This window comes from Limimaricola sp. (assembly GCF_016125575.1).
Taxonomy (GTDB): Bacteria; Pseudomonadota; Alphaproteobacteria; order Rhodobacterales; family Rhodobacteraceae; genus WGLM01.
In genome coordinates, this window is sequence record NZ_WGLM01000001.1 from 211,556 (window position 1) to 234,334 (window position 22,779).

24 protein-coding genes and 1 tRNA gene are annotated in these 22,779 nt (G+C 66.3%); 14 read left to right on the plus strand and 11 right to left on the minus strand.

What is annotated here, in order from left to right; all coding sequences use genetic code 11:
* The first annotated feature begins 10 nt into the window (after positions 1-10).
* On the plus strand, positions 11-628 hold the full coding sequence (locus GC146_RS01175) for a nicotinate-nucleotide adenylyltransferase (protein WP_291833186.1): 618 nt from the start codon (positions 11-13) through the stop codon (positions 626-628).
* 87 nt (positions 629-715) lie between these two features.
* Complete coding sequence (gene dacB / locus GC146_RS01180) at positions 716-2,206, plus strand: D-alanyl-D-alanine carboxypeptidase/D-alanyl-D-alanine-endopeptidase (protein ID WP_291833189.1); 1,491 nt, start codon at positions 716-718, stop codon at positions 2,204-2,206.
* Here dacB and GC146_RS01185 read toward each other — a convergent pair.
* Complete coding sequence (locus GC146_RS01185; RefSeq protein WP_291833193.1) at positions 2,203-2,622, minus strand: tellurite resistance TerB family protein; 420 nt, start codon at positions 2,620-2,622, stop codon at positions 2,203-2,205. The two genes, dacB and GC146_RS01185, sit on opposite strands and share 4 nt — an antisense overlap.
* Before the next feature lie 112 nt (positions 2,623-2,734).
* Here GC146_RS01185 and GC146_RS01190 point away from each other — a divergent pair, with 112 nt between their 5' ends.
* The 11 genes from GC146_RS01190 (at position 2,735) to ureG (ending at position 12,763) form a co-directional block, all read left to right on the plus strand.
* Positions 2,735-4,315: a lysine--tRNA ligase gene (locus GC146_RS01190; RefSeq protein ID WP_291833196.1), complete on the plus strand. Its 1,581-nt coding sequence runs from the start codon at positions 2,735-2,737 to the stop codon at positions 4,313-4,315.
* Positions 4,316-4,381: 66 nt separating this feature from the next.
* Positions 4,382-4,786, plus strand: coding sequence for a DUF4864 domain-containing protein (locus GC146_RS01195; RefSeq protein WP_291833199.1), 405 nt, complete (start codon positions 4,382-4,384; stop codon positions 4,784-4,786).
* A gap of 179 nt (positions 4,787-4,965) precedes the next feature.
* The gene (locus GC146_RS01200) at positions 4,966-7,254 is read left to right on the plus strand and encodes a glycosyl hydrolase family 28-related protein (RefSeq protein WP_291833201.1); all 2,289 of its coding nucleotides are present in this window, start codon (positions 4,966-4,968) and stop codon (positions 7,252-7,254) included.
* Between the two features lie 193 nt (positions 7,255-7,447).
* The gene (locus tag GC146_RS01205) at positions 7,448-8,275 is read left to right on the plus strand and encodes an urease accessory protein UreD (RefSeq protein ID WP_291833204.1); all 828 of its coding nucleotides are present in this window, start codon (positions 7,448-7,450) and stop codon (positions 8,273-8,275) included.
* A 3-nt stretch (positions 8,276-8,278) separates the two neighbouring features.
* Positions 8,279-8,581, plus strand: a complete 303-nt coding sequence (locus tag GC146_RS01210) for an urease subunit gamma (RefSeq protein ID WP_291833207.1) — start codon at positions 8,279-8,281, stop codon at positions 8,579-8,581.
* A 70-nt stretch (positions 8,582-8,651) separates the two neighbouring features.
* Positions 8,652-8,957: an urease subunit beta gene (locus GC146_RS01215; protein WP_291833210.1), complete on the plus strand. Its 306-nt coding sequence runs from the start codon at positions 8,652-8,654 to the stop codon at positions 8,955-8,957.
* Positions 8,957-10,666, plus strand: a complete 1,710-nt coding sequence (gene ureC, locus GC146_RS01220) for an urease subunit alpha (RefSeq protein WP_291833214.1) — start codon at positions 8,957-8,959, stop codon at positions 10,664-10,666. The genes GC146_RS01215 and ureC overlap by 1 nt, the downstream gene beginning before the upstream one ends.
* Positions 10,667-10,797: 131 nt before the next feature.
* Positions 10,798-11,025 carry a hypothetical protein gene (locus tag GC146_RS01225; protein ID WP_291833217.1) on the plus strand — a complete coding sequence of 76 codons (228 nt, stop codon included), beginning with the start codon at positions 10,798-10,800 and terminating at the stop codon, positions 11,023-11,025.
* 13 nt (positions 11,026-11,038) lie between these two features.
* Entirely contained in the window at positions 11,039-11,491 is a 453-nt protein-coding gene (locus GC146_RS01230) for an urease accessory protein UreE (RefSeq protein WP_291833220.1), read from the plus strand.
* Entirely contained in the window at positions 11,481-12,122 is a 642-nt protein-coding gene (locus GC146_RS01235; RefSeq protein ID WP_291833417.1) for an urease accessory UreF family protein, read from the plus strand. Before GC146_RS01230 ends, GC146_RS01235 begins: the two co-directional genes overlap by 11 nt.
* 26 nt (positions 12,123-12,148) lie before the next feature.
* On the plus strand, positions 12,149-12,763 hold the full coding sequence (gene ureG / locus GC146_RS01240; protein ID WP_291833223.1) for an urease accessory protein UreG: 615 nt from the start codon (positions 12,149-12,151) through the stop codon (positions 12,761-12,763).
* A gap of 63 nt (positions 12,764-12,826) precedes the next feature.
* Here ureG and GC146_RS01245 read toward each other — a convergent pair whose 3' ends face one another.
* From GC146_RS01245 to GC146_RS01290, 10 genes are all read right to left on the minus strand, one after another.
* Complete coding sequence (locus GC146_RS01245; protein WP_291833225.1) at positions 12,827-14,293, minus strand: mannitol dehydrogenase family protein; 1,467 nt, start codon at positions 14,291-14,293, stop codon at positions 12,827-12,829.
* Positions 14,293-15,066 (minus strand): L-iditol 2-dehydrogenase, encoded by a 774-nt coding sequence (locus GC146_RS01250; protein ID WP_291833227.1) that lies wholly within the window; start codon positions 15,064-15,066, stop codon positions 14,293-14,295. Before GC146_RS01250 ends, GC146_RS01245 begins: the two co-directional genes overlap by 1 nt.
* The gene (locus GC146_RS01255) at positions 15,063-16,064 is read right to left on the minus strand and encodes an ABC transporter ATP-binding protein (RefSeq protein ID WP_291833230.1); all 1,002 of its coding nucleotides are present in this window, start codon (positions 16,062-16,064) and stop codon (positions 15,063-15,065) included. Before GC146_RS01255 ends, GC146_RS01250 begins: the two co-directional genes overlap by 4 nt.
* A gap of 49 nt (positions 16,065-16,113) precedes the next feature.
* Entirely contained in the window at positions 16,114-16,944 is an 831-nt protein-coding gene (locus GC146_RS01260; protein ID WP_291833233.1) for a carbohydrate ABC transporter permease, read from the minus strand.
* A gap of 47 nt (positions 16,945-16,991) precedes the next feature.
* Positions 16,992-17,870 (minus strand): sugar ABC transporter permease, encoded by an 879-nt coding sequence (locus tag GC146_RS01265; protein WP_291833236.1) that lies wholly within the window; start codon positions 17,868-17,870, stop codon positions 16,992-16,994.
* Between the two features lie 128 nt (positions 17,871-17,998).
* The gene (locus GC146_RS01270; protein ID WP_291833420.1) at positions 17,999-19,255 is read right to left on the minus strand and encodes a sugar ABC transporter substrate-binding protein; all 1,257 of its coding nucleotides are present in this window, start codon (positions 19,253-19,255) and stop codon (positions 17,999-18,001) included.
* A gap of 275 nt (positions 19,256-19,530) precedes the next feature.
* Complete coding sequence (locus GC146_RS01275; protein WP_291833239.1) at positions 19,531-20,493, minus strand: sugar-binding transcriptional regulator; 963 nt, start codon at positions 20,491-20,493, stop codon at positions 19,531-19,533.
* Positions 20,490-21,164: an HAD family hydrolase gene (locus tag GC146_RS01280; protein WP_291833242.1), complete on the minus strand. Its 675-nt coding sequence runs from the start codon at positions 21,162-21,164 to the stop codon at positions 20,490-20,492. The genes GC146_RS01275 and GC146_RS01280 overlap by 4 nt, the downstream gene beginning before the upstream one ends.
* A 139-nt stretch (positions 21,165-21,303) precedes the next feature.
* Positions 21,304-22,002: a hypothetical protein gene (locus tag GC146_RS01285; RefSeq protein ID WP_291833245.1), complete on the minus strand. Its 699-nt coding sequence runs from the start codon at positions 22,000-22,002 to the stop codon at positions 21,304-21,306.
* A 159-nt stretch (positions 22,003-22,161) separates the two neighbouring features.
* Positions 22,162-22,237: transfer RNA gene (locus GC146_RS01290), tRNA-Ala, on the minus strand.
* A 130-nt stretch (positions 22,238-22,367) separates the two neighbouring features.
* On the opposite strand from GC146_RS01290, the gene GC146_RS01295 reads away from it, so the two are divergent.
* A complete protein-coding gene (locus GC146_RS01295; RefSeq protein WP_291833248.1) occupies positions 22,368-22,775 on the plus strand; it encodes a universal stress protein in 408 nt (135 codons plus the stop codon).
* The last annotated feature ends 4 nt before the right edge of the window (positions 22,776-22,779 follow it).

The following is a 22,779-nucleotide window of genomic DNA, read 5'->3' on the forward strand; positions in this document are numbered from 1 at the left end:
AGGGACGGACGTGGTGCAGGGATTTCCGCAGGCGGGCCGCGGGCAGGTCGTGGGCCTACTGGGGGGATCGTTCGATCCGCCACATGACGGGCATGTCCACATCACCCGCGAGGCGCTGAAACGGTTCGGCCTTGACCGGGTCTGGTGGATGGTCAGTCCGGGCAATCCGCTGAAACCGCGAGGGCCGGCGCCACTTGCCGCGCGGCTTGCCGCGGCGCGCGCGATGATGCGTCATCCGCGTGTCACGGTCACCGATATCGAGGCGCGGCTGGGCACGCGATTTACCGCCGAGACCATTGCCGCACTGCAGGCGCATTATCCGGGCGTTCGTTTTGTCTGGCTGATGGGGGCCGATAACCTGGTGCAGTTTCACCGCTGGCAGCACTGGCGCGAGATCATGCAGCGGGTGCCGGTGGGCGTGTTGGCGCGGCCGGGCGAGCGGATCTCGGCGCGGCTGTCCAAGGCTGCGCGGGTTTACAGGCGTGACCGGCTGAGCGGGGCGGACCTGCGCAAGCTTGGCCGAGCCTCGGCGCCGGCATGGGCCTATGTCGATCTGCCGCTTTCGGACATGTCCTCCAGCGCGATCCGTGCTGCGGGCCGCTGGGTGCCACCGCAGGGCGCACCGTGATTTGCTTACCGGCCGGCGGGCAAGCCGTTGCCGCGTTTGTGGAAACCACGCTAGGATGCGGATGGATCGGATGATTTGCGAGTGGGAATGGCGGGGATGCTGACACGGCGCGCAGCCCTTGCGGGGCTGCTGGCCACGGCTGCAGGTGCGGCCGCGCCGGTCTGGGCCGATGCACCGCTGCGCTCGATCCGGCCGCGGGCGCGCGATCCGGTCTATGGTGCCCCAGCGCTTGGTCCCGATATTGCGCAGGCGGTTGCGGCGGCCGGCCTAGCCGGCAAGGTCGGGGTGATGCTGGAGGGGCTTGGCACCGGCGGGACACTGGGCAGCCTTGATCCTGATACCGCCCGCCCGCCGGCCAGCGTGGCCAAGACGGTGACAACACTTTACGCGCTTGATGCGCTGGGCGCGGCGGCCCGCTTTGCCACGACGCTGATCGCGACCGGGCCGGTCGAGGGCGGCGTCCTACAGGGCGACCTGATCCTTGCGGGTGGGGGTGATCCGACGCTTAACACCGATGATCTTGCCGCGATGGCCGCCGATCTGAAGGCCGCGGGCGTGCGGCAGGTCAGGGGGCGCTTCGGCTATTGGGAGGGGGCGCTGCCCGCCCGCGCGGCGATCGACGACGGCCAGTTGCCGCAACTCAGCTACAATCCGGCCCTGTCGGGACTTAACCTCAACTTCAACCGCGTTTATTTCTCGTGGAACCGTAGCGGTTCGCGCTTTGCGCTGACGCTGGATGCGCGCAGCGACAGGCTGCGCCCGCAGGTCAACATGGCAAGAATCGACGTGGTCGATGCCGGCTGGCCCCCCTACACCTATCGTCAGGAGGGCGGGGTGGAGCGATGGACGATCGCGCGCGCATCGCTCAGCAACAGCGGGGGGCGTTGGCTTCCGGTGCGCGAGCCGGGCGCGTATGCGGCGGACGTGTTTAGAACATTGGCCCATGCGCAGGGGATCACGCTGGGCGCGCCAGTGTCGATGCGCAATCGGCCACAGGGCACGGCCCTTGTTACCCATCAAAGTGCGCCTTTGACGCAGATCCTTCACGACATGCTGAAATATTCGACCAACGTCACCGCCGAACTGGTTGGGCTGTCGGCGAGCGTGGCGCGCAACGGGCGCATCGGCTCGACCGAGGAGTCGGCGGCGGCGATGACGGCATGGCTCGCCTCGGCCCTTGGCGTGAGCGCGCATTTTGTTGACCATTCGGGGCTGGGCGCGGCCTCGCGCATTTCGCCCAGTGGGATGGTCGCGGTGCTGAGCGGGCAGGGCGTGGCCGACAAGCTGACGCCGCTGCTCAAGCCGATCACGCTGCTTGACGAGCGCGGGCGCGCCTTGAGCCAGCAGCCGGCACGCGTTCTGGCCAAGACCGGCACGTTGAATTACGTCAGCAACCTTGCCGGCTACATGCAGACCTCGCGCGGCAAATCGATGGCCTTTGCGATTTTCTCGGCCGATATGCAGGCGCGCGCGGCGCTGGGCGAAAGCGACAACGAGGTGCCGCCGGGCGTGCGCAGCTGGACCGGGCGGGCCCGACGACTGGAGCAGACGCTTCTGCGGGGCTGGAGCGCGCTTTAAAGCGTCATGTGCCGGGCGCGGGCGCCGCGTTCGATCGCCGCCGCGCTGAGCCGGTCGATGGCCAGTTCATCGCGGATTTCCTCGAGCATCCGGTTCTCGGCCGCGGTGACGTTGCCATCGGCGGCGGCGACATCGCAGGCAAAGGCATAGGCCGTCTCGTTCAGCTTGGCAGGAAGCGCGTCGCGCACGAGGCCGAACAGGGCATCCAGCCCGTCTTCCTGTTCCAGCAGGTCGAAGACCATCTTGGAGACACGGGTCACGCGCGCCATGTCGTAGCTGGCAAAGATCGGCAGGTTGTTCATCTGGTTGGTGATTTCCAGAAGCTCGGCGGTGCGGATGTCCTCGTCCGAGGCGGAGACCGCGATCATCAGCGCGACGAGCGCGTCCTGCGGGGTCATGGGAGAGTCTTCGATCATGTGGCGGTTCCTTTCGGCCTGACCCATTTATTGACGCCATGCCCCCCTCGCAATAGGGAGTGCGCGGGGTTGCGCCGCGGGGGTGCGGCCCGGCAAGGATGCGAGACGAACAATGTCCGAACTGCGCAAGCTGGCGATGGAGAGCAAGGCCTGGCCCTTTGAAGAGGCGCGGGCGCTGCTGAAACGCTATGAAAAAGCGCCCCCCGCCAAGGGCTACGTGCTGTTCGAGACGGGTTACGGCCCCTCGGGCCTGCCCCATATCGGCACGTTCGGCGAGGTCAGCCGTACCACGATGATCCGCCGCGCCTTCGAGGTGATCTCGGACATCCCGACGCGGCTGATCTGTTTCTCGGACGACCTCGACGGGATGCGCAAGGTGCCCGACAACGTGCCGCAGCGCGACATGCTGATCGAGAACCTGCAGCGCCCGCTGACCTCGGTGCCCGATCCGTTCGGGCAATATCCCAGCTTCGGCGACCACAACAACGCGATGCTGCGGCGGTTCCTCGATACCTTCGGGTTCGAGTATGAATTCTACTCGGCGACCGAGTTCTACCGCTCGGGCCGGTTCGACGACACGCTGCGCCTTGCCGCCGAACGCTATGACGCGATCATGAAGATCATGCTGGCCAGCCTGCGCGAGGAACGCCAGCAGACCTATTCCTGCTTTCTGCCGATCCACCCCGAGACGGGGCGCGTCCTTTACGTGCCGATGAAGCATGTCGATGCGAAGGAACACACCATCACCTTCGACGACGAGGAAGGGCGCGAATGGACGCTGCCCGTCACCGGCGGCAACGTGAAGCTGCAATGGAAGCCTGATTTCGGCGCGCGCTGGGCCGCGCTGGGCGTCGATTTCGAGATGTATGGCAAGGACCATTCGACCAACACGCCGATCTACGATGGCATCTGCGAGGTTCTTGGCGGCAACAAGCCCAACCATTTCACCTACGAGCTGTTCCTTGACGACAAGGGCCAGAAGATTTCGAAGTCGAAGGGCAACGGCCTGACCATCGACGAATGGCTGACCTATGCCGCGACCGAAAGCCTGTCGTATTTCATGTATCAAAAGCCCAAGACCGCCAAGCGGATGCATTTTGACGTGATCCCCAAGGCGGTGGACGAGTATCACCAGCAGCTGCGCGCCTATCCGGGGCAGGACACCGCCGCGCAACTGGCCAACCCGGTGTTTCACATCCACGGCGGGCAGGTGCCGGCCTCGCACATGGTGGTGCCCTTCGCGATGCTGCTGAACCTCGCCTCGGTGGCCCATGCCGCCGACAAGGAGGTGCTTTGGGGCTTCATCCGCCGTTACGCGCCCGAGGCCAGCCCTGAAACCCATGCCGACCTCGACCAGGCGGCGGGGTTCGCGGTGCGCTACTACAACGACTTCGTGAAGCCCACCAAGACCTTCCGCGCGCCTACCGAGGCCGAGCGCGCGGCGCTGGAGGACCTGCTGGCGCGGCTGAAGGCCTGGGACGCCCCCGCCGAGGGCGAGGCGCTGCAGACGATGGTCTTTGCGGTGGGCACCGAACACGGGTTCCAGCCGCTGCGCGACTGGTTCACCGCGCTTTACCAGGTGCTGCTTGGCGCCGACCAGGGGCCGCGTTTCGGCTCGTTCATCGCGCTTTATGGCGTGGCCGAGACGGTACAGCTGATCGAGGACGGGTTGGCCGGGCGGCTGGCCGCCTGAGGTTTTTGAAACTTTCGGGCCTCCCGCTACGTATCTTCGTCAGGTCAACCCCGACGGAGTTGCAAGATGTTCAGGATCGTCGCGATCTGTTTCGCCCTGACGACGGCAGCCCTGCCGGCCCGCGCGCAGGATGCGGGCGCCATCGAGGCCGTCATCACCAGCCAATTGCAGGCATTCAACGCCCATGACGTGGGCAAGGCCTGGGGCTATGCCAGCCCCGGCATCCAGCGGTTCTTCCACACGCCCGACAATTTCGGGTCGATGGTGGAAAACGGCTATCCGATGGTCTGGACCAACCGTGACGCGAAGTTCCTTGAACTGCGCGAGATCGAAGGCGCGCCCTGGCAGAAGGTGATGGTGCGCGGTCCGGATGGCGGGTTATGGATCCTCGACTACAAGATGATCGAGACCGATGGCGGCTGGAAGATCGACGCCGTTTCGATCCTGCCCGCGCCCGACGTCGGCGCCTGAGGCCCGGCCCTCCACCGTGACGGTGGCCTCAGGCCGCCTTTACGCCCCGTTGTTACCCCTTGCCCCCGTGACCGGCGCACCTTGCCGGAGGATGCGGGACAGGCCGGGCGGGTCCGGCGCGGACGGGAGAGCAGACCCGCATCCGCGCCCATGGACCCGCCCCGCGGAAAGGGGATGTCATGAACGTGGTGATTACCGATGGGCTGGTGCTGATGCCGGCGCCCTTCGCGGACGGGCTGACGGTGTGGTCGAGCGGCGATGGCACGCCGGGATCCGATACCTACGCCGTCTCTGGCACCGGGGCTTATGTTCCGGCCGATCAGGATTTCGCGGGCTGCCTTGAGATCACCAAGACCCAAAGCGTGACCAAGTTGCGCTACATGGGCCAGACGCCGGTGATGCCGGGGGTTTGCCTGCGCATCCGCGCGCGGGTGAAGGCCGTGGCGGGGCCCTTTCCCGCGGTGCGCATCGCGGGCTGGGCCGGCAGCGCGGGCGGCGCCCATCTGGCCGGCGTGACCGAGACCGGGCCGAGCGTGCAACTGACCAGCTATGGCGAGGTCGTCGAGGTCAGCGCGATCGTCGGCAGCGGCCGGCGCGGCGGGGTGGACATGGTCTGGCCCGGTGCCACCTTCGGCCATTTCGGGCTGGACCTGACGGGGCCGAACGGCGCGGTCGTGCGCATCGACGACATCGTCATCGAGGACATCACCGACGCCTTCCTGCGCGACATGCTGGCCGAGGTCGACGTGCGCGACTACGGCGCGGTGGGCGATGGGGTGACCGACGATGCCGCCGCCTTTGCCGCGGCTGATGCGGCCGCCGCTGGCGCGGTCGTGCTGGTGCCGCGGGGCGGCTACTTCCTTGGCAGCAACGTGACCTTCGACAATCGTGTGCGGTTCGAGGGCACGCTCACCATGCCCGCCGACAAGGTGCTCGTGCTGCAGAAGAACTTTGACTTCGTCAGTTACCTCGATGCTTTCGGCAACGAGGAGCTGGCGTTCCGCAAGGCGTTTCAGGCGCTGATCACCTATGCCGATTACGAATCGCTCGACCTGTGCGGGCGGCGGATCGCGCTGAGCGGGCCGGTGGACATGCAGGCGGCCGTCGCGATCAAGACGACCTTTGCCACCCGCAAGGTCATTCGCAACGGCCAGTTCCAGCCGCTTGACGGCACCGCATGGAACACCACCGTGGCCACCTCGCAGGCGACATATTCCACCTCCAGCCCGCTGAAGCTGACCGGCGTCGTGAACGCGGCCAACATCGCGCGGGGATCGCTGGTGACGGGCAACGGCGTGGGGCGCGAGATCTACGTGACCGACGTGGATGTCGCCACCTCGACGATCACGCTGTCGAACCCGCTGTTCGATGCCGCGGGCACGCAGGTGTTCACCTTCACGCGGTTCAAGTACCTGCTGGATTTCTCGGGCTTCGACAGCCTCAGCCAGTTCAATTTCACCGATGTCGAGTTCTACGGCGACGGGCTGGCCTCGGGCCTAATGCTGGCGCGCGACGGGATGATCTTTGCGCTGCAGAACTGCTTTATCACCAAGCCGAAGGACCGCGGCATCACCTCGATCGGCAACGGCTGCCAGGGGATGCTGCTGGACCGCTGCCAGTTCATCTCGAACGAGCAGGGGCTGAAAGTGCAGGACCGCACCTCGATCGGGTTCAACGCCAATGCCAACGACATCAAGATCCGCGATTGCCGCGTCGTGCGGTTCAAGCATTTCTGCGTCCTGGGCGGCACCGGCAACCTGATTGCGGGCAACCACTGGTTCGCCGACGATTCCGAGCCCGACGGCGTGCGCAAGGGCGGCATCGTCATCACCACGCCCAACTGCAAGACGGTGATCACCGGGAACTACATCGACAACAACTTCGTCGAATGGACGAACGAGTATGAATCGGCCCCCGATTTCGCCAACCAGTATTCCTTCGGCGGCCTGACCCTGACCGGCAACATCTTCACCACCAACGATGTCGCGCCCTGGTTCAACTGGATCGTGGTCAAGCCCTATGGCGCGGGCCATTACATCCAGGGGTTGGCGGTGCAGGGCAACGTGTTCCGGTCGATCAACGGCAACATCACCCGGGTCGAGGCTGTGGATACGACGTTCTCGGACCTCGATTACGGGCGGATGCGCAACATCACCTTCACCGGCAACACGTTCAATTCGGTGGTCGAACCGGTGCAGAACCCGGTGCTGCTGAGCCACGTCCAGTCCACCGCCGACCGCTACTGGGTGGTCGACAGCGGCACCTTCCTGCCCTTCAAGGGCAAGCTGCGCACGGTCGAGGCGGTGGTCCCTGACAGCAAGGTCGCCGATGCCGGCAACGTGGCGACTTATGAGCAGCCCTGGGTGCAGACAGAGTACGGCACCGCCGGGCGGCAGGCGCGGCTGGTCTGGAAGACGGCCTGCACCGGGTCGGTTCGGGTGCAGGCACGGATGGACGAGCCGACCTGACAGGGCACGGCCGCGGCAGAAAGAGGGGGGCGCCGGGGGAGACCCGCGGCGCCCCTTGCGCATGTGGCGCCCAAGAATTGGGCATTGTCCCCGGCAAAGGCGCATCGGCAGGCGCGATGAGGGGGCCGGGGGTGGCACCTGCCGCGGCTTTCGTCAGTATGGGCTGGAAGATGCCTTGCCGGGCCGCGCCACGATGACCGTCATGACCCATGTCCAGCCTGCCCAGACGGTGCCGCAGCCGCGCGCGCGCGGCCTGCTGCGATTGGCCCTGCGGCAGGCCCGCGGCGCGGCCCGGATCGACAGGCTGCATCAGGCTGGATCGCTCAAGGTGCTGTTCCCGCGCGAGGCAGGGCCGGCGCTGGAGGCGGTGCTGCTCAATACCGCGGGCGGACTGACGGGCGGCGACCGGATGGAAGTGGAGATCGCGGCGGGGGCGGGCGCGCGCGCCGTGATCTCGACCCAAGCGGCCGAGCGGGCCTATCGCGCGCCGCCGGGCCCCGCCGCCGAGGTCGAGGTGCGCCTGCGCGCCGAACCCGGTGCGCGGCTGGACTGGCTGCCGCAGGAGACGATCCTCTTCGAGGGCGCAAAGCTGGACCGGCGCCTCAAAGCCGAGCTCGATTCTGGCGCGACTGCATTGATCGTCGAGCCGGTGATTTTTGGCCGCATGGCGATGGGCGAAGTTCTGCGTGACGCGCATCTGCATGACCGCTGGCAGATCCGCGTGGGCGGGCGGCTGGTGCTGGCCGATGCGCTGCGGCTGGCCGGCGATGTGCAGGCGCAACTGGCGCGGGCCGCGGTGGCAGGCGGCGCCGGCGCAATGGCCACGCTGTGCCTTGTGGGCCCGGGGGCCGCAGCGAAACTGGGCCCGGTCCGCGCTTTGGGTGCCGCCGCCAGCCTGATCCGTGACGAGGTCCTGTTTCTGCGGATGCTGGCCGTCGACGGGCAGGCCTTGCGCCGGGCCCTCATTCCGGTGATCGAATGCCTGACGGAGGCATCGCTGCCAAAAGTCTGGAGATTGTGAACGATGCAACTGACCCCGCGCGAAAAGGACAAGCTGCTGGTCGCCATGGCCGCCGAGGTGGCCCGCCGTCGCCTCGCCCGCGGCGTGAAGCTGAACTACCCCGAGGCGATCGCGCTGATCACCGACGCGGTGGTCGAGGGCGCGCGCGACGGACGGTCGGTGGCCGAGATGATGGAGGCGGGGGCCGAGGTGATTACCCGCGATCAATGCATGGACGGTGTGCCCGAGATGATCGACGAGGTGCAGGTGGAGGCGACCTTCCCCGACGGCACCAAGCTGGTCACCGTGCACCAGCCGATCCGGTAAGGATCGGTTTTTCTGGCGAAAACCCGATGCCTCCGGCGGGAGTACTTGGAGCAAGATGAAGGGGATGGCGATGGTTCCGGGCGAAGTGATGGTGGCCGAGGGCGAGATCGAGCTGAATGCCGGGCGCGCGGGCGTCTCGTTGCAGGTCGCCAATACCGGCGACCGGCCGGTACAGGTGGGCAGCCATTTCCATTTCGCCGAGGCCAATGCGGCACTGGATTTCGACCGCGCGGCGGCGCGCGGCATGCGGCTGGATATCGCCGCCGGAACCGCGGTTCGGTTCGAGCCGGGACAGCGGCGCGAGGTGCGGCTGATCGCGGTCGCGGGCGCACAGCGCATCTTCGGGTTCAACCAGCATGTGATGGGAGACCTCTGATGCCTGCCCGCATTTCCCGCCGCGATTATGCCGCGATGTTCGGCCCCACCACCGGCGACCGGGTGCGACTGGCCGATACCGACCTGGTGATCGAGGTGGAGCGGGACCTGACCACCTATGGCGAGGAGGTGAAGTTCGGCGGCGGCAAGGTGATCCGCGACGGGATGGGGCAGTCCCAGGTGACGCGGGCGGCCGGCGCCGTGGATACCGTCATCACCAATGCGCTGATCGTCGACTGGACGGGCATCTACAAGGCCGACGTGGGGCTGCGCGACGGGCGGATCGTCAAGATCGGCAAGGCGGGCAACCCCGACACGCAGCCGGGCGTCGACATCGTCATCGGGCCGGGGACCGAGGCGATCGCGGCAGAGGGCCGCATCCTGACGGCGGGGGGGATCGACAGCCATATCCATTTCATCTGCCCCCAGCAGATCGACGATGCGCTGCATTCGGGCATCACCACGATGATCGGCGGCGGCACGGGCCCCGCGCATGGCACGCTGGCCACCACCTGCACGCCGGGGCCTTGGCATATCGGGCGGATGCTGCAATCGGCCGATGCCTTTGCGATGAACCTGATGTTCGCAGGAAAGGGCAATGCCAGCCTGCCCGCCGCGCTGGAAGAACAGGTGCTGGCCGGTGCGGCCTGCCTGAAGCTGCACGAAGACTGGGGCACGACGCCCGGCGCCATCGACTGCTGCCTGTCGGTGGCCGATGCGATGGACGTGCAGGTGATGATCCATACCGATACGCTGAACGAATCCGGGTTTGTCGAGAACACCGTCAAGGCGATGAAGGGCCGCACGATCCACGCCTTTCACACCGAGGGGGCGGGCGGCGGCCATGCACCGGACATCATCAAGATCTGCGGGGAAGAGCACGTGCTGCCTTCCTCGACCAACCCGACGCGGCCCTTTACCGTCAACACGGTGGACGAACACCTCGACATGCTGATGGTCTGTCATCACCTCGACAAGTCGATCCCCGAGGACGTGGCCTTTGCAGAAAGCCGGATCCGGCGCGAGACCATCGCGGCCGAGGACATCTTGCATGACATGGGCGGGTTTTCCATCATCGCCTCCGACAGCCAGGCGATGGGCCGGGTGGGCGAGGTGCTGATCCGCACCTGGCAGACGGCGCACAAGATGAAGGTACAGCGCGGGCGGCTGGCCGACGAAACCGGCGCGAACGACAATTACCGCGTCCGCCGCTACATCGCGAAATACACGATCAACCCCGCGCTGGCGCATGGCATCTCGGGCCATGTCGGCAGCATCGAGGAGGGCAAGCGCGCGGACCTCGTGTTGTGGCACCCGGCGTTTTTCGGTGTAAAGCCCGAGATGGTGCTGATCGGCGGGACCATCGTCGCGGCCCAGATGGGCGACCCCAATGCCTCGATCCCGACGCCGCAGCCGGTCTATACAAGGCCAATGTTCGGCGCGTTCGGGCGGTCGGTGGAGCGCTCTGCCGTGACCTTCGTCAGTGCCGCGGCGCAGGATGCGGGCGTCGGCAAGGCGCTGGGCCTGGCCAAGGACACGGTGGCGGTCGCCGGGACGCGCACGATCGGCAAGCGCGACCTGAAGCTGAACGACGCGCTGCCGAAGGTAGAGGTGAACCCCGAGACCTACGAGGTGCGGGCCGATGGCGAGTTGCTGACCTGTGAGCCGGCCGAGGTGCTGCCGATGGCGCAGCGCTACTTCCTGTTCTGAGGCGGGCCATGATCCGGGCCATGACGCGGCTGCAAGGCGGGAGTGCGCAAAGGGCAGTTGTGCCCGGTGCCGTGGGGGATATGTTGCCGGGCAGGGGAGGAAACAACCTGTGATCACACGAGGTGTTTCCAATGGCACAGACTGTAACCGCCTTTCATGGCAATGGATTTTCGTTGCGCGCACTGGCCGCGCGGGTGGCGGCGGGCGTTTCGCGGGCCGTCGTGCGGATGACCGAAGCGGGGCCGCATGCCGCCGAGATCAAGCGGCTGAACGCGCTCAGCGACGCGCAACTGGCCGCGATGGGCAAGACCCGGGCGGGCGAGGTGCGGCGCATCTTCGGGGCGCATTACTACATCTGAGCGGTGCCGCGGCATGAGCGCGCCCGATCTTCCGCCCGCCGTCGCGGTGGTGCAGGGGGGGGCGGCCATCGCCACGCTGCGGCTGAGCTACGAAGAGCGGCTGGTGCGGCGCAAGCGGCTGGCCACGCTCGAAGGGCCGATGGTGCTGGTGGACCTGCCGCAGGTCGCCAGCCTGAACCACGGCGACCGCTTGCGGCTGGCCGACGGGCGGCTGGTGGCGGTCGAGGCCGCGGCCGAGCCGCTGATGGACATCCGGGGCGATCTGCCGCGGCTGGCTTGGCACATCGGCAACCGGCATGCGCCCTGCCAGATTGAGACCGACCGACTGCTGATCCGGCGCGACGTGGTGCTGGAGAAGATGCTGGCGGGGCTTGGCGCGCGGGTCACCCACCTGATGGCGCCCTTCACGCCCGAGGGCGGGGCCTATGGCCACGGGCGCACCTTCGGACATGACCATGCGCATTGACGACCTTCTGACGCTGGCGCAGTGGCTGGCGCCGACATTTCCGACCGGGGCCTTCGCCTGGTCGCACGGGCTGGAAGCGGCGGTGGCGGGGGGCGAGGTGCGCGATGCGGCGGGCCTGGCCGACTGGCTGGCCGCGGTGATCGACCTTGGCGCGGGGCGGGCCGACTGCATCCTGCTGGGCGCGGCCTGGCGGGCCGAGGCGGACGAGGTCGCGGCGCTGGCCGAACTGGCCGATGCGCTGGCCCCCTCGCGCGAGCGGCGGCTGGAAACATTACAGCAGGGCGCGGCCTTCGCCGCCGCGGTGCGCGCGGTCTGGGGTTTTGACCTGCCCGACATTGCGCTGCCGGTGGCGGTGGGCCGGGCGGCGCGGCTGGCCGGGCTGCCCGCGGGGCCGGTCGCGGCACTGTGGTTGCAGGGCTTTGCCGGAAACCTCGTGCAGGCGGCACTGCGGCTGATGCCCCTGGGCCAGACCGCGGGGCAGCGGGTGCTGCACGGCCTGCAGCCGCTGATCGCGCGGGTCGCGACCGAGGCGCTGGCGGCCACGCCCGATGACATCGGCACCGGCACGCTGGCCGTCGACATCGCGGCGATGCGGCACGAGGCGCAGTATTCCCGGATCTTCCGGTCGTGACCGGGGCGGGCGAGAGGGAGGCAGCGATGAGCGGGAACGGACCCCTGAAGGTGGGCATCGGCGGGCCGGTGGGCGCGGGCAAGACGACGCTGACCGCGGCGCTGGCGCGTGCGCTGAAGGACCGCCTGAGCCTTGCCGTGATCACCAACGACATCTACACGCAGGAAGATGCCGAGGCGCTGATGCGGATGCAGATCCTGCCCGAAGACCGGGTGATGGGCGTGGAAACGGGGGGCTGTCCGCATACCGCGATCCGCGAGGATGCTTCGATCAACCTCGCCGCCGTCGCAGAGATGCGCAGCCGTCATCCCGATCTGGACCTCGTGCTGATCGAAAGCGGCGGCGACAACCTGTCGGCCACGTTCAGCCCGGAACTGGCCGACCTGACGATCTATGTCATCGACGTGGCCGCGGGCGAGGAGATCCCGCGCAAGGGCGGCCCGGCGATTACCCGCTCGGACATCCTTGTCATCAACAAGACGGACCTCGCGCCTTATGTGGGCGCGAGCCTTGAAGTGATGGAGCGCGACGCGACGCGGATGCGCGCGGGCCGGCCGTTCCTGTTTGCCAGCCTGAGGCATGGCAAGGGGGTGGAAGAGGTTGTCGACCTCATCGGGCAGATCGGCGGCATCGGTCCCTGAAGGGGGGCGCTGCCCCCGCTGCGCTCCCCCCGGAGTATTTCGAGCCAGAAGAAGGCCCGATGTTTAGCCGATGTAGCGGCGCAGGGTTTCTGCGACGCCGTTGGTCCAGAGGCTGGCCAACTGTTCTGTGAAAGCCGCGGCGAAGGCCTGGTTCTCGCCCAATGCGCCGAAGATCGTGGTGTTGCCGATGAAGGCGTCGGCGTTGTCCTTTGCGGCCAGCGCGCGCGCCTTGAGGTCGGCGGCAGCCTCGTCATTGGGCGGGATTGGCTGGCCCGCCTCGTCGGTCCCGGCGCAGTAGCGGCACCAGAGGGCGACTTCGAGCGCGAGACCCGTGATCGGGCTGCCCTGTGCCAAAGCATCGCGGAGCATTGGCAGGATGAACTTGGGCTGGCGGTTTGACCCGTCAAGGCAAAGGCGCGGGATAGTGTCGCCCACCTCGGGGTTGGAGAAGCGCGCGATGATCGTCTGCTGGTAGTCGCTGTAGCTGACGCCCGGCAACGGCGCGAGGGTGGGGATGATCTCGCGCGTTTGCAGCGCGCCCAGCCAGTCGCGGATCAACGGATCTGCCATGGCGTCATGCACGAAGTGATGGCCCAGCAGCGCCGACGGATAGGCAATGGCCGCGTGACCGCCGTTGAGGATGCGCAGCTTCATCAGCTCGTAGGGCGCGACATCGGCCACAAACTCGGCCCCCACCTCTTCCAGCGCGGGGCGGCCCTGCGGGAAGTTGTCCTCCAGCACCCATTGCCGGAACGGCTCGCAGGCAACGGGGACGGCATCGATCAGGCTGAAACGGTCGGCCACCATCGCGCGTTCGCGGTCCGAAGTGGCGGGCGTGATGCAATCGACCATCGAATTGGGGAAGGCCACGTTGGCCGCGACCCAGTCGGCAAATGCGGGGTCCGACAGGCGGGCAAGCCCCACGACCGTGCGCTGGCAGACATGGCCGTTATGCGGAAGGTTGTCGCAGGTCATCACGGTGAAGGGGGCCGCGCCCGCGTCGCGGCGGACGCGCAGGGCGGCGAGGATCATCCCGAAGGCCGAGCGCGGCGTGTCGGGGTGGGCGGCATCATGGACCATGTCCGGATGGGCCGCGTCGAACCCGTCGGTCTTGGCGTCGACGTAATAGCCGCCCTCGGTCACGGTGAGCGAGACGATGCGGATCGCCGGGTCGGCCATGCGGGCGATGGTGGCGGCGGCCTCGACCGGGCAGAAATCGATCATCGCGCCCACGACGCGGGCATTCAGGCCGGTCGGGTCAAGCTCGACCACTGTGGTCAGCCAGTCCTGTGCGGCAAGGCGTTCACGCATCACCGCGTCGGCGGGGCGCACGCCTGCGCCGCAAATCGCCCAGTCATGGTCGCGCCCGGTGGCGAACAGCCGGTCGAGATAGACGGCCATGTGTGCGCGGTGGAAATTGCCCACCCCGATATGCAGGATTCCGGCCTTGAGGCCCGCGCGATCATAGCCGGGGCCGGCGACGTTTACTGGCAGGTCGGCCAGCGCGGCAGAGGTTAGAGGTGTCGGCATCAGCTCATCCAGTTTCCGCCATCGACGTTGTAGGTCTGGGCGACGATGTAGTCGGCTTCGGGCGTGGCAAGGAAAATGGCCATCCCGGTCAGGTCGGCGGCGGTGCCCATCCGGCCAAAGGGGACGGCGGCGCCCACCTGTTTCTTCTTCTCGCCCGGTTGCAACCCTTCGAGGCGGGCAAAAAACGCGTCCACCCCGTCCCAATGTTCGCCATCGACCACGCCCGGTGCGATGGCGTTTACGTTGATGCCATGCTTGATCAGGTCCAGACCGGCCGACTGTGTCATGCTGATGACGGCGGCCTTGGTTGCACAGTAGACGGCGACCAGCGCCTCGCCCCGGCGGCCGGCCTGGCTGGCCATGTTGATGATCTTGCCGCCCTTGCCGCGCGCGATCATGGATTTCGCGACGGCCTGCATCGTGAAAAGCGTGCCCGCAACGTTGACCGCGAACAGCTTGTCATAGGAGGCGCGGGTGATTTCGACGATCGGCGCGGCCTCGAAAAGGGCTGCGTTGTTGATCAGTATGTCGATGCCGCCCAGCTGTGCCTCGACCGCCGCGATGCAGGCGTCGATACTTGCCTGGTCGGTGACATCCAGCGCAAAGGCATGCGCCTGCGGCCCGATCTCGGCGGCGGTTGTCTCGGCCGCGGCGACATGGATGTCAGCGATGGCGACGGTCGCGCCCTCGCGCACGTAGGCCTCGGCGAAGGCGCGGCCGATGCCCCGCGCCGCGCCGGTGATCAGCGCCGTTTTGCCGGCAAGCCGTGTCATATCCGCAGCCCCTTCGCGTCGAAGCGGTGCAGTTTGCCCTCTTCGGGGGTGAGATAGATGGTGTCGCCGTAGCGCAGGCTAACCTCGCCGCCGGCCCGCACGGTGATCGCGTCGGCCAGCCCGGTGCCCGTGACGTGGAAGAAGGTGTCGGAGCCGAGGTGTTCGGAAACGCCCACCTTGCCTTGCCATGTCCCCTCGGTCGGCGAGATGGCGATGTGCTCGGGCCGGATGCCGATGGTTGTGGCATCATGTTTCGCGGCCTCGGCGCCCTCGATCAGGTTCATCCGGGGGCTGCCGATGAAACCGGCGACGAAGGTGTTGCGCGGGCTTTGGTAAAGCTCCAGCGGGCTGCCCACCTGTTCGATGTTGCCAGCGCGCAGCACAACAATCTTGTCGGCCATGGTCATCGCCTCGACCTGATCATGGGTGACGTAGATCATCGTCGTCTCCAAACGCTTGTGCAGTTCGGAGATTTCCAGACGCATGCCCACGCGCAGCGCGGCATCAAGGTTTGACAGCGGCTCGTCAAAAAGGAAGGCAGCCGGCTCGCGCACGATGGCGCGGCCGATTGCCACCCGCTGACGCTGACCACCCGAAAGCTGGCCGGGCCGCCGGTCAAGATAAGCGGTCAGGTTCAGCACCTCGGCGGCGCCCGAGACGCGCTTGTCCTGCTCATCCTTGCTCAGCCCCGCCATGCGCAGCGGGAAGGCGATGTTCTTGCGTACGCTCATATGCGGGTAAAGCGCGTAGGACTGGAACACCATCGCCAGCCCCCGCTTGGCCGGCGGCACCTCGGTCGCGTCGCGCCCGTCGATCTGGATATGGCCCGAAGACACGTCCTCCAGCCCCGCGATCAGCCGCAGCAGCGTGGACTTGCCGCAGCCCGAGGGGCCGACGAAGACCACGAATTCGCCGTCCTCGATAGTCAGGTCCAGCGGCGGGATAACTTCGACTTCGCCGAACTTCTTGGTCACCTTGTCGAGCGTGATGCGTCCCATGATGGTTTCCCTTGTTGCGCTGCCGCCGCGCGGCCTGAGCGCCTGTTGCCTACTTCACCGCGCCGAAGGTCAGGCCGCGGACGAGTTGTTTCTGGCTGAACCAGCCCAGCACGAGGATGGGGGCGAAAGCCATCACCGAGGCCGCGCTGAGCTTGGCGAAGAACAGGCCCTCGGGGCTGGAATAGCTGGCGATGAAGGCGGTCAGCGGCCCGGCATTCGCCGCCGTCAGGTTGAGGGTCCAGAACGCCTCGTTCCAGGCGAGGATGACGTTGAGCAGGATCGTCGAGGCGATGCCGGGCAGGGCCATCGGCGTCAGCACGTAAAGGATCTCGGCGCGCAAGGTGGCACCGTCCATCCGCGCGGCCTCAAGGATTTCGCCCGGGATCTCGCGGAAATAGGTGAAGAGCATCCAGATGATGATGGGCAGGTTGATCAGCATCATCACGATGACAAGGCCGGTGCGCGTGTCGAGCAGGCCCAGCTGGATGAACATCAGGTAGATCGGGTAAAGCACGCCCACCGCCGGCAGCATCTTGGTGGACAGCATCCACATCAGGATGTCCTTGGTCCGGCGCGACGGGACAAAGGCCATCGACCATGCCGCCGGAACCGCAACGACGGTGCCCAGCAGCGTCGAGCCGCCGGCGATCACGATCGAGTTCCACAGGTGACGCATGTAGTCGGATCGTTCCTGCACGACGGCGTAGTTTTCCAGCGTCCAGTGGAAGAACAGGAACTTGGGCGGCGCGGCAATGGCATCCGCTTCGGTCTTGAAGCTCGTGAGGATCGTCCAGAGGATCGGGAAAAAGATGAGCAGGCCGACGCCCCATGCGAGCACCGTATAGACAATCTTGCGGCGGGTGGTGACTGAACGGGCCATCTCAGGCTCTCCCGTGCGGGGGTTGCGGTGTGGCGTGTGCGTGGAACTCAGGCATCGAGGTTCTTTCCGACGATGCGCATGAGGAAGATCGCGACGATGTTGGCAAGGATGATCGCGTAGACGCCGCCCGCGCTGCCAAGGCCGACGTTCTGACTCTCCAGTACGCGCTGGAAGATCAGGTAGGTCAGCGTTTTGGTGCCGAAGGCGCCCGCGGTGGTGACGTAGATTTCCGCGAAGATCGACAGAAGAAAGATCGTCTGGATCAGGATCACGATGGTGATCGCGCGCGACAGGTGCGGGATGACGATGAACCAGAACCGCTTGAGTGCCGGCGCGCCGTCCATCTCGGCGGCTTCCAGTTGTTCGCTGTCCAGCGACTGGATCGCAGTCAGCAGGATCAGCGTGGCAAACGGCAGCCATTCCCAGCTCACGATCAGGATGATCGAGAACAGCGATTGCTGGCTGACCCAGTCCACCGGGGCCGCGCCGAATGCCCGCCAGAGATGGGCGAAAAGGCCATTGGTGGAGTCCATGAACATGTTCTTCCACACGAGGCCCGAGACGGTCGGCATTACGAAGAAGGGCGATATGACGAGGATCCGCACGATGCCGGTGCCCCACATCGGCTGGTCCAGCAGGACCGCCAGAAGCGTGCCGAGCAGCACCGTCACGACAAGGACGCCACCAACGATGATCAGGGTGACCTGGATGCTGGGCCAGAACGAGCTGGACGTGACAAACCGCGCGTAGTTCTGGAAACCGACCCAATCGAGGCCCTTGCCCAGCGAGTCGCCGCGCAGCGGCAGGTATCTCTTGAAACTGAAGTAGAGCGTCAGGATCAGCGGGACGAGCATCCAGCCCAGAAGCAGGATGACCGCCGGGGCCATCATCAGTCTTGCGGCGGCGCGGGAATGCTGGGTTGCCATGGCTGACCTGTTCTTTTGAAGGGTAAGCCGTCCGGGTGGCAGTGATACGGCACCGGGATCGGCAGGCAGGTGGGCGAGAAAAGGGGGCGGGGGCCGGGGCGAACTCCGCCCCCCGCCAGGAGGAAACCTTAGCGGTAACCGGCCGCAGACATCGCGTCGTTGGTCATGGCCTGAGCCTTGGCTAGCGCATCGTCAACGCTTTCCTGTCCGGCATAGACCGAGGCGAATTCCTGGCTGACATCGGTGGCGATGCCGGCGAATTCAGGGATCGCCACGAACTGGATGCCGACATATGGTACCGGTTTGACGGTCGGGTGCAGCGGGTCAGCCGCGTTGATCGAGTTGAGCGTCATCTTCGCGAACGGGATATCCTTGTAGTTCGGATTCTCGTAGAGCGAGGTGCGCGCGCCCGGCGGGACGTTGGCCCAGCCCTCTTTCGAGGCGACGAGGTCGATGTAGTGCTTCGAGGTCGCCCATTCGATGAACTGCTTGGCGGCATCCACCTTCTGCGAGCCGGCCGGGATGGCCAGCGCCCAGGCCCAGAGCCAGTTGGCGCGCTTGTCGACGCCCTCATGGTTGGGGGCCATCGCGAAGCCGACCTTGTCAGCAACGGTCGATTGGCTGGGATCGGTCACGAAGGACGCGGCCACCGTGGCGTCGATCCACATGCCGCACTTGCCCTGCTGGAACAGCGACAGGTTTTCGTTGAAGCCGTTGGTGGCATAGCCCGACGGGCCCGATTCCTTCATCATGTCGACGAAGAAGGTCAGCGCCTGTTTCCATTCCGGCGTGTCGAACTGGGCGTTCCAGTTCTCGTCGAACCAGCGCGCGCCGAACGAGTTGGCAAGCACGGTGATGAAGGCGCCGCCCTCACCCCAGCCGGCCTTGCCGCGCAGGCAGATGCCGTTGATGTCGTTGGCGCGGTCGGTCATCGCCGCGGCCGCCTTGCGGATGAACTCCCAAGTCGGCTTCTCGGGCATGGTCAGCCCGGCCTTTTCCATCAGGTCCTTGCGATACATGACCATCGAGCTTTCGCCGTAGAACGGCGCGGCGTAGAGCGTGTTGTCGTAGCTCAGACCGGCGCGCATCGCGGGCAGCAGGTCGTTGACGTCATAGTCGGCGGGCAGGTCGTTCAGCGGCACCAGCCAGCCGTTCTTGCCCCAGATCGGCGTCTCGTACATGCCGATCGTCATGATGTCGAACTGGCCACCCTTGGTGGTGATGTCGGTGGTCACGCGCTGACGCAGCACGTTCTCTTCCATCGTTACCCAGTTCAGCTTGATATCGGGGTGCGACTTGGTGAAGTCGTCGGTCAGCCCCTGCATCCGGATCATGTCACCGTTGTTCACGGTCGCGATCGTCAGCGTGGTTTCCGCATTGGCCATCGCGGCGAGCGTGCACAGCGCGGACGCGCCCAAAAGGGCGCGAACAGAAATCGTCATGGTGGTCCTCCCTCATGCCCAATGGGCATTTGCTTAGTCAGTGGGCAATTATTCGCTTGGCCAATGATTCGAGTCAAGACGGGTTACACGCCGCGCTGCGGCGTCGCGTAATTGTTTGTGATACCGAGAAAAAATCTTAAGGCTTGGTTTTGCCACATGCTGTTGCCCGCTGCCGGGGCTGCGCTGCGGCATAAGCTGGCGAGCTTGATCGGCGCTGCTCAGGGCAGGGCGATCAACCGTTCGGCGGTCAGTTCATTGGTGATCAAGCCGTTCACGAGGTGGCCTGTCAGGGCTGCGCGAATCGCCTTGATCTTCGATTCACCCACAGCCACAGCGATCACCGGGCGGTCGGCCGCGCGCGGCAGCGGGGCCGAGGCCACGCGCCGATTATGGGCGCAGTCGATGACATGTCCACGATCGTCGAAGACCCAGCTGGTGATCTCGCCGGCGGCACCGGCGGCCCGAAGTTCCGCCATTTCGGCGGGCCGCAGGAAGCCATCCACCAGCACCGGCGCGCTCATGTCCATCTGGCCAACGCCGACCATCGTCAGATCCGCCTCGGCACACAGTGCCAGTGAGTTGCGCACCGGCTCTTGCGCATGCAGCGCGCGCAATTCCTCGGCGTCGCGGGCCAGCACCGGCAGCGGCACCGGGTAATGCCGCGCGCCGACCCGGTCGGCCATCGGGATGACGGCGTTGTAAGGCGTCGCCGAGCCGTCCGACATCACGTTGCCCAGCAACGAGACGATCTTGTGCTGCGGGCATTCCATCCGGCTGAGCTGTTCCACCGTGGCGCGCAATGCCCGGCCCGTGCCCATCGCGATGATCCGTGGTTCGGGCGCGCGCAAGGTCTTTTCCAGAAGGGCCGCAGCGGCAATGGCGATGCCTGTCAGCAATTCCGGGGCACCCGGATCAGACGGCACCACCTCGCATGTGGTCAGCGGGAAACGGTCGCACAGGGTTGCGGCCAGGTCCATGCAGCGTCCGATCGGGTGGTCAAGCCGGACCTTGACCAGTCGTTCCGACACCGCCATCGCCACCAGCCGCTGTGCCGATTGACGCGACACGCCCAGCTTGCGCGCGATCTCGTCCTGCGTGTTGCCGGCGACATAGTACAGCCATCCGGCGCGCGCGGCGTCGTCGAGGCGGGTCGTCTCGGGGGTGAAGCGTCCGGTGCTCACTGCGCGGGCTCATCCTGGGCAAAGCTGTCGGTCAGGGCGTCGAACCGCGCCCATTCCGAAAAGGACCGCACAGGCGCGCCGGTGTCAAATGCTTCGCCGCCCAGATGCGCGCCGCCGGTATAAATGGCCACCTGCATGCCTGCGGCTTGGGCGGCGGCGACGCCCGGCGCGCTGTCCTCGATCACCAGCGTGCGCGTGGGGGCGGCGCCCATCTGCGCGGCGGCGAACAGGAAGAGATCGGGCGACGGTTTGCCATGGGCGACCTGGCTGGCGGTAAAGACCCGCGGTCCGAAATAAGGCGCAAGCCCCGTCACCTCGAGCGATCGGGTCACCCGCGGCGGGCTGGACGACGTGGCCACGCAAAAGGGTATGGCAAGACGTGACAGCACCTGCTCGACCCCCGGTGTCGGCCGCAACTCGCTGGCGAACCGGTCGAGCAGCACGGCGCGATAGCGGGCCTCGAACCCATCGGGCAGGTCCGCGCCCAGACCAGTGCGGATCTGCTTTGCGACCGTGGGAAAGCTGCGGCCAAGGAAGTGACGACGAACATAGGCGAAATCGACGTTGACGCCGACCTCGGCCAGCAGCCCGATCAGCACCTCGGCGCTAAGAACCTCGCTGTCGACCAGAACGCCGTCGCAATCGAAGATGATCAGATCGGGGTACGGCATCGGTCCTCTCGGATTGGGCGCGGCCAACATGACGCCAGCGCGAAGCAAACGCAAAGCCAGATTGGGGAGGGCAGCAAGGCGCGGCTCGCCGGTGCAATCGACATCCTGCCAGACGATATCAGGCCAGAAGACCGGAAAATCAGGCCTTTGGCAGACAAACGCCATCATGGCTTTTGCCGTGAACACCAAGCCTGCGCGAGGGGCGGTTTGGCGGCCGGCAGGCCACAACGGTCAGCCCGTCGCGATTGCCCGGCGCATAGGACACGCGCGCCTCTCCGGGATCAAAGCTGGCCGTGGCACCCGGGGCCAGCGTGACGGATTGCAGGCAAGGCGCCGGGTTCAGCTCTCCGGGCATGCAGAGGCCGACCGTAATCGGAAAATCGCAAACGTTGGTGACGCGCCGCGGCTGAACTTCTCCCAACATGCCAGTTGTGCAACGGTTTACGTCCGTGCGCAGCGACGCCTCCTGATAGGATCCGCTGGCCCTGTCGATCAGTGGCGGCACGCCGAAGGCCGCGACGATGGCCACCAGCAGGCCGGCCCAGATCGGGACCCGCCGGGGCTGCCCCTTGCGCTCGAACAGCGTCAATGCCGCAAGTCCCGCCCAAAGCCCGATGAAGGCCATGCCGGGCGTGACATCCGGCAAGAACGGGCTTGCGCGCCAGGCCTGTTGCACGACAGCAAATACCGGGGGGCCGGCAATGGCCGCCGCCGCTCCGATCAGCGCGCAACCCCAGAGGGGAATGCGCCACCGCGTCTCGCTGCGCCGGCCCAGAACCCACGATAACACGGCCGCCGCAATGCCAAAGAGGTAGGCGCCGTCCATCAGTTCCGGCATCAACTGGCCCCCTGTTTGCCGCGGATTTCGATCTGTCGCACCAGTCTGGCCCAAAAGACCGCGCCACTCAACGTTTCCGCCCGCGGGGCCCGGGGCAGCGCCATGCCATTGCAATCCGCAGTCGCGCGACGGCGTTCAAGGGATTGGTATCAGGGTGATTGGTGGAGACGATCGGGATCGAACCGACGACCTTGTCATTGCGAACGACACGCTCTCCCAACTGAGCTACGTCCCCACTGCGCCGCTATTTGGCGAATAGGGCCGGGCGTGTCAAGGACCCCACGGAGCGAACCGCGCATGATCTGGATCAAGGCGTCTGGCCGGGGCACAAAGGATGTTGGGGCAAGCCTTGAAGGAGAGTGGCCATGTACAAAAATATTCTGGTCCCCGTTGCCTATGATCACGATCATTCCGACCTGCAGCCGCTGGAAGTGGTCCGTCTGCTGGCCGATGCCGGCGCGCGTGTCACCCTTCTGCATGTGATGGACGAGGTGCCCAACTACGCGATTTCCTACATGCCCGAGGATTTCCGCATCAAGGCGCGCGAGGCGATCTATCGTGACCTAGAGGCGCGGGCGAGCGCGATCCCGGGATGTGAGGCGCGGGTGATCGACGGAACACCGGGCAGCACGATTCTGGATTTTGCCGGCGAACACGGGGTTGACCTGATCGTCATTGCCTCGCACCGGCCCGGCATGCGCGACTACTTCCTTGGCTCAACCGCCGCGCGGGTTGTGCGCCACGCCGATTGCGCGGTGCACGTCTTGCGTTAGGTCG